11 protein-coding genes, 1 other RNA gene and 1 other annotated feature are annotated in these 13,583 nt (G+C 40.3%); of the genes, 2 read left to right on the forward strand and 10 right to left on the reverse strand.

From position 1 onward, the window contains the following. Positions 1-160: 160 nt before the first annotated feature. Genes mnmA through cymR form a run of 3 tightly spaced genes read right to left on the reverse strand, consistent with a single transcriptional unit; the run spans position 161 to position 2,905 of the window. Complete coding sequence (gene mnmA / locus NON16_RS01095) at positions 161-1,270, reverse strand: tRNA 2-thiouridine(34) synthase MnmA (RefSeq protein ID WP_257346228.1); 1,110 nt, start codon at positions 1,268-1,270, stop codon at positions 161-163. A gap of 21 nt (positions 1,271-1,291) precedes the next feature. After that, positions 1,292-2,428 carry a cysteine desulfurase family protein gene (locus tag NON16_RS01100; protein WP_257346230.1) on the reverse strand — a complete coding sequence of 379 codons (1,137 nt, stop codon included), beginning with the start codon at positions 2,426-2,428 and terminating at the stop codon, positions 1,292-1,294. A 57-nt stretch (positions 2,429-2,485) separates the two neighbouring features. Then, positions 2,486-2,905 (reverse strand): cysteine metabolism transcriptional regulator CymR, encoded by a 420-nt coding sequence (gene cymR, locus NON16_RS01105; RefSeq protein WP_257346233.1) that lies wholly within the window; start codon positions 2,903-2,905, stop codon positions 2,486-2,488. 221 nt (positions 2,906-3,126) lie between these two features. On the opposite strand from cymR, the gene NON16_RS01110 reads away from it, so the two are divergent. Next, complete coding sequence (locus NON16_RS01110; RefSeq protein WP_257346236.1) at positions 3,127-4,458, forward strand: AAA family ATPase; 1,332 nt, start codon at positions 3,127-3,129, stop codon at positions 4,456-4,458. Between the two features lie 190 nt (positions 4,459-4,648). Next, positions 4,649-5,449, forward strand: a complete 801-nt coding sequence (locus tag NON16_RS01115; RefSeq protein WP_257346238.1) for an RsfA family transcriptional regulator — start codon at positions 4,649-4,651, stop codon at positions 5,447-5,449. Positions 5,450-5,640: 191 nt separating this feature from the next. Here NON16_RS01115 and NON16_RS01120 read toward each other — a convergent pair whose 3' ends face one another. The 7 genes from NON16_RS01120 to NON16_RS01150 all read right to left on the reverse strand — a co-directional run bounded on the left by NON16_RS01120 (position 5,641) and on the right by NON16_RS01150 (position 13,449). Further along, positions 5,641-6,408, reverse strand: coding sequence for a tRNA threonylcarbamoyladenosine dehydratase (locus tag NON16_RS01120; protein ID WP_257346241.1), 768 nt, complete (start codon positions 6,406-6,408; stop codon positions 5,641-5,643). Between the two features lie 296 nt (positions 6,409-6,704). After that, positions 6,705-6,888, reverse strand: a non-coding RNA gene (ssrS, locus tag NON16_RS01125) — 6S RNA. Positions 6,889-7,050: 162 nt separating this feature from the next. Further along, positions 7,051-8,835, reverse strand: coding sequence for an aspartate--tRNA ligase (aspS, locus tag NON16_RS01130; RefSeq protein WP_257346243.1), 1,785 nt, complete (start codon positions 8,833-8,835; stop codon positions 7,051-7,053). 1 nt (position 8,836) lies between these two features. Beyond that, positions 8,837-10,117 (reverse strand): histidine--tRNA ligase, encoded by a 1,281-nt coding sequence (hisS, locus tag NON16_RS01135; protein ID WP_257346246.1) that lies wholly within the window; start codon positions 10,115-10,117, stop codon positions 8,837-8,839. Positions 10,118-10,190: 73 nt separating this feature from the next. Then, positions 10,191-10,419: a binding site (T-box leader), on the reverse strand. Between the two features lie 83 nt (positions 10,420-10,502). After that, on the reverse strand, positions 10,503-10,676 hold the full coding sequence (locus NON16_RS01140; RefSeq protein ID WP_257346249.1) for an RNA polymerase subunit sigma-70: 174 nt from the start codon (positions 10,674-10,676) through the stop codon (positions 10,503-10,505). Positions 10,677-10,817: 141 nt separating this feature from the next. Further along, entirely contained in the window at positions 10,818-11,261 is a 444-nt protein-coding gene (gene dtd / locus NON16_RS01145) for a D-aminoacyl-tRNA deacylase (RefSeq protein WP_257346251.1), read from the reverse strand. A gap of 13 nt (positions 11,262-11,274) precedes the next feature. Next, on the reverse strand, positions 11,275-13,449 hold the full coding sequence (locus NON16_RS01150) for a RelA/SpoT family protein (RefSeq protein WP_372508714.1): 2,175 nt from the start codon (positions 13,447-13,449) through the stop codon (positions 11,275-11,277). Positions 13,450-13,583 lie beyond the last annotated feature (134 nt).

Here is a 13,583-nt window from a genome sequence, read left to right on the forward strand (position 1 = left end):
CTCGTTGCTAAACGAGGAGGCTTTTGCCGCCGCAGGAGGCCTGAAGTGATCCAAGTGGTTGGGCGCTGAAGCTGGACATTACATCCATGCCGCAAACTTTTATACTTTCTTAACGTGTAAAGAAAACCTGGTTAACCCCAAGCTTTGTGCGGAAGAGTTATTAGAGGTAAGAGATTGTGCTTCCATTTTTGAAAACATCATCAATTGTACCTCCACCAAGGCAAACATCACCATCATAAAAGACAACAGCCTGACCTGGAGTAATGGCACGTTGTGGTTCGTCAAAGATTACCTCATACGTGCCATCAGGCAGCTTTTTCACCGTCACTGGACGATCTGGTTGACGATAACGGAACTTCGCGGTACATCGAAGTTCATCAGGCATATTTTTTTCGGATAGCCAACTCACTTTAATTGCAGTTAGCTTATCTGAATAAAGCAGGTCATTATGAAATCCTTGGTCGACGAATAGAATGTTATTCTTTAAGTCCTTTCCAATCACAAACCACGGATCTCCGTTTCCACCAATTCCTAGCCCATGACGTTGACCGATCGTGTAGTACATCAACCCGTCATGCTTCCCTTTAACAATACCGTCTAACGTTTGCATCTCACCCTTTTGTGCAGGGAGATATTGACTTAGGAATTCTTTAAAGTCACGCTCACCGATAAAACAAATCCCTGTACTATCTTTCTTTTTAGCTGTTGCTAAGTTCGCTCTTTCCGCAATCTCTCGTATTTCCGGTTTGTTATACTCACCAATTGGGAACATCACTTTTGAAATTTGTGATTGATCCAGCTGATTTAGAAAGTAGGTTTGATCCTTATTCTCATCAACCCCGCGGAGCATGACTGCTTCACCGCCGCTTGTATCTACGCGTGCGTAATGTCCGGTTGCCACATAATCAGCACCAAGACTCATTGCATGCTCGAGAAACGCCTTGAATTTTATTTCCTTATTACACATTACATCAGGATTTGGAGTTCGACCGCCTTTGTATTCATCAAGGAAGTATGTGAACACCTTGTCCCAATATTCCTTCTCAAAGTTCACCGCATAATAGGGAATATTAAGTTGGTTACAGACACGGATGACATCTTCATAATCTTCTGTAGCGGTACATACGCCGTTTTCATCCGTGTCATCCCAGTTTTTCATAAAGATTCCGATCACATCATAGCCTTGTTCTTTTAATAGTAAAGCTGCAACGGATGAATCCACACCACCTGACATACCTACAACTACTCGTGTTTCTTCCGGTCGTTTCATTTCAACTCACCTCTCCACCTACTATGTTAATCGACGCACGATCTTTATGATCTCATTTGTTGCTTTTTCAATATCTTCCATGGTATTTCCATAACCAAAACTAAAGCGGATCGCTGAATTCATCCGTTTTGTATCTTCGAACATAGCAGCAAGTACATGTGAAGGCTCAATTGAACCTGCCGTACAGGCTGAACCACTTGATGCGGCAATTCCTGCTAAATCCAGATTAACAAGCACCGATTCTACCTTTGTTCCAGGAAAGCTTATGTTTAACACATGCGGTAAAGCCTCATTTTGTGATCCATTGACTATATAGTTGATACCCGATTCATCAATTAGGTCAATCATTTTCTTTTTAAAAGAAGATAGTTGTTGCTGCCGTATATCTTTATCTATTGATAGAAGTTCGATTGCCTTCTTCATCCCCATAATACCAGGTACATTCTCCGTACCTGGCCTTCGTTTCCGTTCTTGCTCACCACCAAAAGTACGCGGTTCTAAGCGCACACCACCGTTCACATATAAAAAACCATTCCCTTTAGGGCCGTTGATCTTATGAGCAGAAGCTGAAAGCAAATCAATTCCATGCTCTTTCACATCTATTTCAAGACTACCAAATGCTTGTACTGCATCAGTATGAAACAAAACGTCGCTCCCTTTTAAAAGGGAACCAATTTCTTGAATCGGCTGAATGGATCCAACCTCATTGTTTCCATACATGATTGTCACAAGGATGGTATCGTCTCGAAGTGCACTTTCCAACTCTTTAATCTCTATTCTACCTTCTAGATCAACTGGAAGATAAGTGACTTCGAAACCGTTCCTTTCAAGATATTCAACTGCATGAAGAACTGCATGATGTTCAATCTTAGACGTAATAATATGCTTACCCTTATCCATATTGGCAAAGGCGGCCCCAACGATTGCCATGTTGTCCGATTCAGTTCCTCCACTCGTAAAGACGATTTCATTGAAATTAGCATTTATAGTAGAAGCAATCGAACGCCTAGCTTCATCCAGAGCTTGTCTCGTATTCCTACCAAACTGGTGAATACTCGATGGATTTCCGTATAAAGTTGTAAAGTATGGGGCCATTGCTTCAACTACCTCAAGTCGTGTCGGAGAAGTCGCTGCATGGTCCAGATAAATCGCATTCATTTTATCACCCGAATTTTCTTAAATTGCGTGTTCATTTGGTGCTTTTTTGAACCTTTTCTAAATGTAGAACATATAAGATTCCTGATCATCATCCTTACTATAAGAAGCCAGTTCCTCAAGTGTTGTATTATCCAATACGTCTTTAACTGCATCTCTGATCTTGATCCAAAGATCGCGTTTCGCTGGTTCTTCATTTTCCATCACTTCTACAGGACTAATCGGGCCTTCAAGTACCCGTATGATATCACCCGCAGTTATGTTTTCCGGTTCTTGTGCTAAAATATACCCTCCATATGCCCCTCGTATACTTTTCACGAGCCCAGCATTTCGTAATGGTCCTACGAGTTGTTCCAGATAATGCTCTGATAATTCATGATCTTGAGCAATCGTCTTTAGTGAGGTCGGACCTTCACCATGTCTTTTTGCTAATGCCATCATTATTGTTAAACCGTATCGTCCTTTAGTTGAAATCTTCATTATTTCCTCCTCAATCTCACTCTGTTAAACAAGGTGCTTTATAAGAGGTTCGATCGTTATTTATTCATGGTTTACAAAGAGTATTCTCCGAGTATCTAGATAGATAAGCCTATGATATTATAGCATGAATCGCATAACTCTTGCATTGTTTGGAACCGTATAGTATCGTTCAGTTGAACTTAATGAAGATAAGCTTAAGTCCATGAGAAGGACGTGACAATATGGATCTATTCGACGTTTCATCGGGTAATAATTTCCATAGCAAACCACTTGCCGATCGAATGAGACCCCGTACATTAGACGAATTTATCGGGCAGGAACAAATCGTAGGGAAAGGGAAGCTATTAAGAAGAGCGATTGAAGCAGATCAATTATCTGCGATGATTTTCTTCGGTCCACCGGGCACAGGAAAAACGACCCTTTCTAAAATTATTGCCAATTCAACCTCTGCTTATTTCGCACAACTAAATGCTGTAACATCTGGTGTTGGTGAAATCAGAACCATTACAACGGAAGCAAAAGAACGTTTGAAAATGAGCAACCAGAAAACCTTATTATTTATTGATGAAATCCATCGCTTCAACAAAAGCCAGCAGGATGCCCTCTTACCATATGTTGAAGATGGAACTGTTATTTTAATTGGTGCAACAACAGAAAGCCCTATGTTTGAAATAAACCGAGCACTGCTTTCTCGCTCTCGTCTTTTTCGATTCGAGCTATTGACCGATGCACATATTACAAAAGCATTAAAAACTGCCATCCAAGATACTGAACGTGGATTTGGAAGGTACGACATCCAAATTGAAAATGAAGCCATTGACCATTTAGTTGATGTTGCAAACGGTGATGCCCGCACAGCACTCAATGCGCTAGAACTAGCTGTACTCACAACGAATCCAGACCTGAACAATGTGCTTCATATTGCTCTTGAAATAGCTGAAGAGTCGATTCAACAACGCGTCTTGCAATACGATAAAAAAGGGGATAATCACTACGATACCATCTCTGCATTTATTAAAAGCATACGCGGCTCAGACCCAGACGCCACACTATATTGGCTTGCAAAAATGATTTATGCAGGAGAGGACCCGAGATTTATTGCAAGAAGATTGTATGTCCATGCGGCGGAGGATGTTGGACTAGCAGATCCGAACGCACTCTTAATCGCACAGGCTGCTGCACAGGCCGTTGATTTTATTGGTATGCCTGAGGCGAGGATCCCGCTTGCGGAAGCCGCATTATACTTGGCAACAGCTCCAAAAAGCAATGCCGTAATTACAGCAATTGACAGCGCATTACAAGCAGTAAAGAGTGAAAAAATCGGACAGGTCCCCGTTCATTTACGAGATGCTCATTCTAGTGGTGGAAAGGAACTTGGATCTGGGCTTGGATATAAGTATCCTCATAATTATAAGGATGGATTTGTACCACAACAGTATTTACCAGATCATCTATTACACAAGAAATTCTTTCATCCGACCGAAAGAGGTTATGAAAAGTCCGTATCCAGAAGGCTTGATTATTACGAAGACAGGATACAAAAAGGGGAATAACCTATTAAACAACTTTTTTACTTAGTAAAAATAAATTAGTAAACTGGTATAACTTCTTTCCTTCTTGACCAGAATATAGATACGAGTTCAAAAAGTTGACCAATTAACGATAGTAATTCGCAATTTATCATTTGGGACTTTTGAACATCCTCTATAAGAAAACCTTTGGGGTTAAAGGAGAGAATGAACAATGTCAAATGTTAGACAAGATGCTTGGTCAGAAGAAAATGATTTACTATTAGCAGAAACCGTATTAAGACATGTGCGAGAAGGAAGTACCCAGTTACAGGCGTTTGAGGAGGTAGGAGACAAGCTTGATCGAACTTCCGCAGCGGTTGGATTTAGATGGAATGCAATTGTTCGTAAGAAATATGAACAAGCGCTGAAAATTGCCCGTCGCCAACGGAAAGAAAAGAAACGGGCAGTTGCAGAAACGACTACTCAAGTAAGCTCCAAGTCAAACACTTATCAATCTCGTTACGATGATCCTATAGACTTTGAAAACTACCATCCACTTTCTGAACCTAAAAACAGAAGTGTTGTAGAAGAAGTAACACTACCGGATAACAGCGTAGAACAAGAACCAACCGTTGAAGCAAGCAAAGAAATCGTTAGTCCTGAAAAAAAGCAGGTGACAGAACCCGCCTATGTAAGCAAGCAATCCTACTCTGATCAACAGAGCGTTTCACTCCACACTGTTATTGATTATTTACAAAACCTAAATATTGAGCAGACTAATTCATCTTCATTACAACAGCAAAACGCTCAGCTTGAGCGAGAATGCAATGAATTACAAAAGCAAAATCAAGTACTCAATACATCCTTAAACAATTTAACTGATAATTACGCAGCATTGAAGGATGACTATCAAGCACTACTGCAGATCATGGACCGCGCAAGACGCATGGTTTTGCTGCAGGATCAAGATGAACTTGCATCACCGAAGTTCAAAATGGACAAAAATGGGAACTTGGAAAAAATGGCAAAGTAATGAGCTTCATAGTTTGAATGATACCTGAGTGGGTGTAATTTAATCCTAACTCAGGTTTTTTACGTGGAATGGGGGAAGGAATCTCCTCACGGTGAAATTCATCAAATTTGTCGAGAAATCGATAAATCTTGAAAGTTGAGTCGGACCCTTTACCAACCCCGATAAGATTGAACAGCTAATCTTGTTCCTGATTAGCGGATTCGCTCTATTTCAATACCACCTTTTTCTAATAACTTATTGATCACATAACCTGCCATCATTAAACCAGAGATTGATGGGATGAATGCGTTTGAAGACGGTGGCATTTTCGCTTTACGGATGCCTGTATTCTCATCGGGCACAATACCTTGCCGTACTTCCTCCTTAATTTTAACCGGTTTTTCATCAGAATAAACGACATCAATCCCTTTGTGGATTCCTTCTTTTCGAAGTTTAGTCCGGACCACTTTAGCAATTGGATCGTAGCTTGTTTTCGATATATCTGTGATCGTTAGTCGAGTCGGATCCATCTTATTGGCGACACCCATACTCGAAATGATTGGTACCTTACGTTTTAAGCATTCTTTCATTAAATGAATTTTGTATGTGATCGTATCCGAAGCATCAACGACATAATCAAGTGGATATTCAAAAAATTGTTGATACGTCTCTTCCGTATAAAATATCTTTAGTGCTTCTACTTTACAATCAGGATTAATATCAGTGATCCTTTCTTTCATGAGATCCACTTTCGGCTGACCTACCGTGGATAAAAGAGCAGGTAGCTGACGGTTTACATTCGTAATATCAATATCGTCCTTATCTACTAAAATCAATCGTCCAATTCCAGATCGGGCGAGCGCCTCTACAGCGAATGAACCGACGCCCCCTATTCCTAGAACAGCGACTGTTGCATTTTTCATTACATCTATTCCTTCTTTTCCAATAGCAAGCTCATTACGTGAAAATTGGTGTAACATATTTTGTAACTCCCTCCATGCTGCATTCAAACATCCATTTTAGCATAAATGATTTCCCTAGTTGATTGCAACATGAAAAGCGAAAGCGCCTTGTTCAGGTGCGTCAGGCGCTGGAGATTCTGAAACATAACACGGGTATTTTGTGTTTGTTGAAGATCGAAGCGACCCGAGCACCTAGGCGCTGGAGCTAGACAAATGAAAAGCGAAAGCGCCTACTATAGAAAGTATATTTATACTTTCTTAACGTACAAAAAAACAACCAGGTTTTCCCTCGTTGCTTTTCATCAAACCTATGGTAGAGTCCCATGCGTGCCGTTGCAATTAATTCCTCTGTGTTGAACCTGCCTGGAAAGTGGGTGTTTTGTTACGGGCATTGTACGTCCTCTCTTAAGGAGGCTTGCACGCCTACCGTAAACTCCAAACTCCCATTTTATTAATGTTGGCTCAAACATGCGGCAGAAACGTACACCTCAGGACTCTTTAATAATGTATTTATAGAATAGCATAAGATTAAAACGCTTTCAATGATTTATCTGTCTTTTCCTAAAAATCAGACTTCTTTACTAATTGGTGGTCAAGCACCGTTAATGAAGTCGTTAACTAGTACGCCTCAATTCGGTGCCTGACACTCCTTATACAGTATTATAGTTCGTTAGTAACAGAATCTTTCGTTACACTTAAATGAAGGTCTTCTAACTGACGTTCACTAACTTTTCCTGGTGCATTTGTTAATAAACAGCTTGCGCTTGCCGTCTTCGGAAACGCAATGGTATCCCGTAAGTTCGATCGGCCTGCTAAGATCATCACGAGTCGGTCAAGTCCAAGGGCAATTCCTCCGTGAGGTGGTGCGCCATATTCAAGTGCCTCAAGAAGAAATCCAAATTCATCATATGCCTGGTCCATTGAAAAGCCCAGTGCTTTGAACATTCGTTCCTGAATATCCTTTTGGTAAATCCTTTGGGATCCGCCGCCCAGTTCATATCCATTTAACACAAGATCATATGCCTGCGCACGTACGTTTTCAGGTTCTGTTTCCAAAAGATGGAGGTCTTCTTTTTTCGGCATTGTAAATGGATGGTGAGCTGCAGCGTAGCGATTTGCTTCTTCATCATATTCTAAAAGTGGGAAATCCACCACCCAAAGGAAATTAAATTTACTCTTATCAATCATGTTCAATTCTTTTCCTAACTTTTGGCGAAGGGCACCGAGGCTCTCAGCTACAATGGTTGATTTGTCAGCAACAAACAATAACAAGTCTCCTAGTTCAGCGTCGAAGGCCTCAAGTAATTCTTTCTGAATATCATCGGAGAAAAATTTCGAGATCGGACCTTTTAAGCCTTCTTCTTCAACCTTTAACCAAGCTAAACCTTTTGCACCATACACTTTTACAAACTCTGTCAGTTGATCAATATCCTTTCGGGAGTAATTTTTCGCATGACCCTTTACATTAATCCCTTTAACTTCGCCACCTGATTCAACCGTTGAAGCAAATACTTTAAATTCTGATCGCTTCACAACAGATGACACATTAATAAGCTCCATTCCAAAGCGGGTATCCGGCTTATCGGAACCATAACGATCGATCGCATCTGCGTAAGTGATACGTGGGATAGGTGTTTGAAGCGTTACCCCTTTTACTTCCTTAAGAATTGATGTCATCATTTCTTCTGCCATCCTCATTAAATCTTCCACGTCCATAAAGGAGGTTTCAATATCAATCTGGGTAAACTCTGGCTGACGATCCGCTCGTAAATCCTCATCACGGAAACAACGTACAATTTGGTAATAACGTTCATAACCAGATACCATTAGCAGCTGCTTAAAAATCTGAGGAGACTGGGGAAGTGCATAAAATCGGCCCGGATGTACTCGACTAGGCACTAGATAGTCTCTTGCTCCCTCTGGCGTACTCTTTGTTAGCATAGGGGTCTCCATTTCAAGAAAATCATAATGATCAAGAAAGTCACGAATTTGTTTAGTAACTTTACTTCTCATCTTAAATGTTTCTTGCATGACTGGCCTCCTTAAATCCAGATACCGATATTTTAACCGAACGTCTTCCGTAATCTCTGAGTCATCTGAAATAACAAAAGGTGGTGTTTTAGCAGCATTGAGAATATCGACCGACTCGGCAACAACCTCAATCCTTCCAGTTGCCAAGTTGTCATTAACCGTGCCCTCATTTCGAGCTACTACCGTGCCTTTAATATCAAGTACATATTCACTTCGGACACGATCTGCTATTTCTGCAGCTTCCTTCGAGTTTTCAGGATTCACGACGACCTGAACTACCCCCGAACGATCACGTAAATCGATAAAAATCAATCCACCAAGATCACGTCGCTTTTGTACCCATCCCTTTAACTGTACGGATTGGTTTATTTCCTTTTCACTTAATCGACCACAATGGTGTGTTCTTCCAATCATATTAGCTTCCTCCCTCAAGATGTTTCAATACATAACTTGTCGTTTCATCGATCGCAACCTCAACCTGACTACCATCTTGCATATCTTTTATGTTGATGACTCCTTTATCAAGCTCATCGTCTCCGAGAACGAGGACATATCGAGCATTGAGTCGATCTGCTGCTTTAAATTGCGCTTTCATTTTTTTATCCAAATAATCTCGATCTACCGTTAATCCTGCATTCCGAAGCTCATTCAGTAAGGACATACTACGTTTTTTCGAATGTTCACCAAGGCTAATTAAATAACAATCCAGCTCTGCTTGAACATGCAAGTCAACCTGCTCAGCCTCAAGAGCGAGCAAGATTCGCTCTAGACTCATTGCAAATCCGATTCCTGGTGTTTCAGGGCCACCCACATCTTCAACTAAACCATTGTAACGTCCACCACCACTTAATGTTGTTATCGCGCCAAACCCAGGTGCTTCACTCATAATTTCAAACGCGGTATGATTGTAATAATCGAGACCACGAACAAGAGTAGGGTCTATGACATAATCAATGCCCATTTCCTCCAAGTAGGACTTTACATTTTCGAAAAAGACCTGTGATTCTTCATTTAAAAATTCAAGAATAGAAGGAGCCGTGTTCATCGATTCGTGTTCACGATCCTTTTTGCAATCTAGTATTCGTAAGGGATTCGTATGAATACGATTCTGGCAATCACTACAAAGTTCATTGATAACCGGTTGGAAATGTTCAACTAATGCATTCCGGTGTGCCTGCCTGCTTTCTTGATCACCGAGGGAATTGATTACGAGTCTAAGGTGCTTTAAGCCAAGCTCTTGATATAATTGCATCGCCAAGGCAATAACCTCAGCATCTATCGCTGGATCATTACTGCCCAATGCTTCAATTCCGAATTGAACGAACTGTCTTGTTCGACCCTTTTGCGGACGTTCGTAACGAAACATCGGGCCAATATAATAAAGCTTTGTCGGCTGCTGAGGATCCCCAAACAATTTATTCTGAACATAAGCACGAACCGTCGAAGCCGTTCCTTCCGGTCGCAATGTCAGACTACGATCTCCGCGGTCTTTAAACGTGTACATCTCTTTCTGGACAATGTCTGTACTATCGCCAACGCCACGTTGAAAGAGCTCTGTATATTCGAAAATCGGTGTCCGAATCTCGTGATAATTGTATTTTTTACATAACTCTTTTGCTTTTTCCTCGATTTTTTGCCATTTCTCAACTTCCCCTGGCATTATGTCCTGGGTCCCTCTTGGAATCTGAAAACTCATTCTCTTCACTCCTCTTTCTTAAATCTAAATCATCAAAAAGAAACTAAAAAAACTCCCGCCCCTCCTAAATAGAAGAAGGGACGAGAGTATTTTACCCGTGGTACCACCCTAGTTGAAGTAAGATTACTTCCACTCAATACACAGTTAACGCCTGCAAAACGTTTATTCCCTACTACCAACGGCTTCGGGATAAAACCTTAAAAGTGTCTTTCACTCAGTCTTCCGTGGGAATGCTTTCAGCCAAGGGCATTTCCTCTCTTTACAAAAGATCCTGAACTACTTTTCTTTCTCATTGGTTTTGATTGAAATTGAATTGATTACAATCATACGTACGTTTTTTTCCATTGTCAAGCATATTTTTATTTTTAACAATCCAAACAGGAATTCACCGTCTAATTTGGTGTTTCAACCTCTTAATTGTTTCAAGTGTTACTCCAAATTCCTCAGCAAGTTCATAATTTGACCTCATATGTTCTTTTTCAATGAATTGATGAAAATCAACACCGAACATTGATGAATTCCGATGATCCATTACTTCATGTCGTAAGCTTCTTCTCATGCGATCAACCTTCCTGCACTACTGTCGTTTTCTATAGCATTGCCGAAGATGATTGTTTTTTTTCATTTGAAGAAGTAATTTTCTGCACTAGGATCAAAAATTTAATTAGAGGAGGATATGTAATACAAGTCCTCCCCAATTTTATTCTGCTGTATCAAGAACTAAGGTAACTGGTCCATGATTGTTTAGCTGTACATCCATCAATGCCCCGAATTCTCCTGTTTCCACATGGATTCCGCTTTCCATAAGTCTTCCGTTAAAAAGATTGTATATCATTTCAGCATGTTCCGGCTTCGCAGCATTCATAAAATTGGGTCGCCGTCCTTTTCGACAGTCCCCGTATAATGTAAATTGAGAGATAGATAATATTTCTCCCCCAATATCAATTAAGGATCGATTCATTTTCCCTTCTTCATCTTCAAAAACTCTAAGATTAGGAATTTTATTGACAAGAAACTCTATATCCTTTTCAGAATCATCATGTGTTACACCTACGAGGAGAACAAGACCTTCTTTGATTTCTCCAATAATTTCATCTCCCACAATGACTTTACCACTCGTAGCACGCTGAACCACAACTCGCAATCGAACAACCCCTTTATTGCATCATTCGGCGAACCGAATAAATATCTGGTATACGTTTAATACGCTCCACGACTTTATGCAAATGGTTTACGTTATGAATTGAAATCGTAATATTAATCGTAGCCATTTTATTCTTGTCTGATCGGCCTGCTACAGCACTCATATTTGTTTTAGTTTCTGCAACAGCATGAAGCACTTCGTTTAAAAGACCTCTTCTATCAAATCCGGTAATTTCAATATCAACACTGTAGCTTTTCGTTAGTTGTGAATCCCCTTCCCAATCAACAGGAAGAAGACGATGTTCCGTATCCTCAGAAATAATATTCGGACAATCTTTACGATGAATTGAGACCCCTCTACCTTTTGTAATGTAACCTACAATATCATCACCAGGTACTGGGTTACAACATCTCGACAAACGGATTAACAGGTTGTCAATTCCTTTAACCTGCACGCCTACTTCAGTCCTTTTCTTTTCTGGAAAAGACTTAGCATCGTTGATTGCAGCCACTATTTTTTCTGGATCATCCTCTATCTTCTTTCTCATTTTATCCGTCAATCGGGTAGCAATTTGAGATGCAGTAATCCCGTTATATCCAACCGCTGCATACATATCTTCTATATTTGTGAAATTATATTTTTGAGCAACCGTTTGTACGTTATCCTGGGTTAAAACTTGTTTAAGTTCATATCCATGGTTTTTAACTTCCTTTTCAACGAGTTCTTTACCTTTTAATACATTTTCTTCACGCTTTTCTTTCTTAAACCATTGACGGATCTTGTTTTTCGCATGGGAGCTCTGAGTAATCTTCAACCAATCTTTACTCGGTCCATACGAGTGCTTCGAAGTCATTACCTCAACGATATCACCTGTTTTAAGATTATAATCAAGCGGAACCATCTTACTGTTTACTTTAGCACCGATACATTGGTTTCCGATTTCCGTATGAATACGATAGGCAAAATCTAATGGAACCGATCCTGAAGGTAATTCGATCACATCCCCTTTTGGTGTAAACACAAAGACCATATCGGAAAACAAATCCACCTTCAAAGACTCCATGAATTCCTCTGCATCTGTGGCATCATTCTGCCATTCGAGTATTTCACGGAACCAAGTGAGCTTCTCTTCAAACGTGTTATTACCGTTGTTGTTAGCTCCCTCTTTATAAGCCCAGTGTGCAGCGATACCGTATTCGGCAACCCGGTGCATATCTTCGGTACGGATTTGGACTTCTAACGGATCGCCCTTAGGACCAATTACCGTTGTATGAAGGGACTGGTACATATTCGCTTTCGGCATCGCAATGTAATCTTTAAACCTGCCAGGCATTGGTTTCCAGCATGTATGAATAATACCGAGGACGGCATAACAATCTCGAATACTATCAACAACAACACGCACAGCAAGCAAATCATAAATTTCATTGAACTGCTTATTCTGTTTTGTCATTTTGCGATAAATACTATAAATATGTTTGGGTCTTCCCCACATATCCGCATGAATATTTACTTCTTGTAAACGTTCATCAATATCCTGGATGACCTCTTGGACATACTGCTCACGCTCAGTGCGCTTTTGCTTCATTAAATTAACAATTCGATAATACTGCTGTGGGTTTAAATACCGAAGAGATACGTCTTCAAGTTCCCATTTTATCGTAGAAATTCCAAGTCTGTGAGCAAGTGGAGCAAATATTTCAAGTGTTTCATTCGCCTTTTGTATCTGCTTTTCTTTAGGCATATGCTTAAGGGTTCTCATATTATGAAGTCTGTCAGCTAACTTGATTAATATACAACGGATATCTTGAGCCATTGCCACAAACATTTTACGATGGTTCTCCGCTTGTTGCTCTTCTTTTGACTTGAATTTGATCTTCTTAAGCTTCGTTACCCCATCTACGAGCATAGAGACTTCTTCTCCAAATAATTCGGTCAAGTCCTGTAACGATACATCTGTATCTTCAACCACATCATGAAGAAACCCTGCTGAAATCGTTTGTGCATCCATCTCTAAGTTAACGAGAATCAATGCCACCTCAACAGGATGGTCGATATAAGGATCACCTGATTTGCGGAACTGGCCCTCGTGAGAGTCCTTCGCAAATTCATAAGCCTTATATAGAAGATCTATATTATCTTTCGGCAAATACGTTGCCGCTTTTGTCATTACATTATTAATGGTCATGCGATCACCTATCATTAGATTGATTGGTATATAGATTCTATTATCGTCAAAATTCAACTTCCTGTAAAGGGAAAAGCGAAAAATGTCGAATGAATCAGCCTGGAAAGCATTGGGATTGGGGAATATAAAGAAAA

This window comes from Pseudalkalibacillus decolorationis (assembly GCF_024609785.1).
Taxonomy (GTDB): Bacteria; Bacillota; Bacilli; order Bacillales; family Fictibacillaceae; genus Pseudalkalibacillus; species Pseudalkalibacillus decolorationis.

What these genes read in the sequence shown, in the direction of transcription:
- mnmA (WP_257346228.1), bottom strand. Translation starts at nt 1,270, where the DNA reads ATGAAACGACCGGAAGAAACACGAGTAGTTGTAGGTATGTCAGGTGGT.
- NON16_RS01100 (WP_257346230.1), bottom strand. Translation starts at nt 2,428, where the DNA reads ATGAATGCGATTTATCTGGACCATGCAGCGACTTCTCCGACACGACTT.
- cymR (WP_257346233.1), bottom strand. Translation starts at nt 2,905, where the DNA reads ATGAAGATTTCAACTAAAGGACGATACGGTTTAACAATAATGATGGCA.
- NON16_RS01110 (WP_257346236.1), top strand. Translation starts at nt 3,127, where the DNA reads ATGGATCTATTCGACGTTTCATCGGGTAATAATTTCCATAGCAAACCA.
- NON16_RS01115 (WP_257346238.1), top strand. Translation starts at nt 4,649, where the DNA reads ATGTCAAATGTTAGACAAGATGCTTGGTCAGAAGAAAATGATTTACTA.
- NON16_RS01120 (WP_257346241.1), bottom strand. Translation starts at nt 6,408, where the DNA reads ATGTTACACCAATTTTCACGTAATGAGCTTGCTATTGGAAAAGAAGGA.
- aspS (WP_257346243.1), bottom strand. Translation starts at nt 8,835, where the DNA reads ATGATTGGAAGAACACACCATTGTGGTCGATTAAGTGAAAAGGAAATA.
- hisS (WP_257346246.1), bottom strand. Translation starts at nt 10,117, where the DNA reads ATGAGTTTTCAGATTCCAAGAGGGACCCAGGACATAATGCCAGGGGAA.
- NON16_RS01140 (WP_257346249.1), bottom strand. Translation starts at nt 10,676, where the DNA reads ATGAGAAGAAGCTTACGACATGAAGTAATGGATCATCGGAATTCATCA.
- NON16_RS01150 (WP_372508714.1), bottom strand. Translation starts at nt 13,449, where the DNA reads ATGACCATTAATAATGTAATGACAAAAGCGGCAACGTATTTGCCGAAA.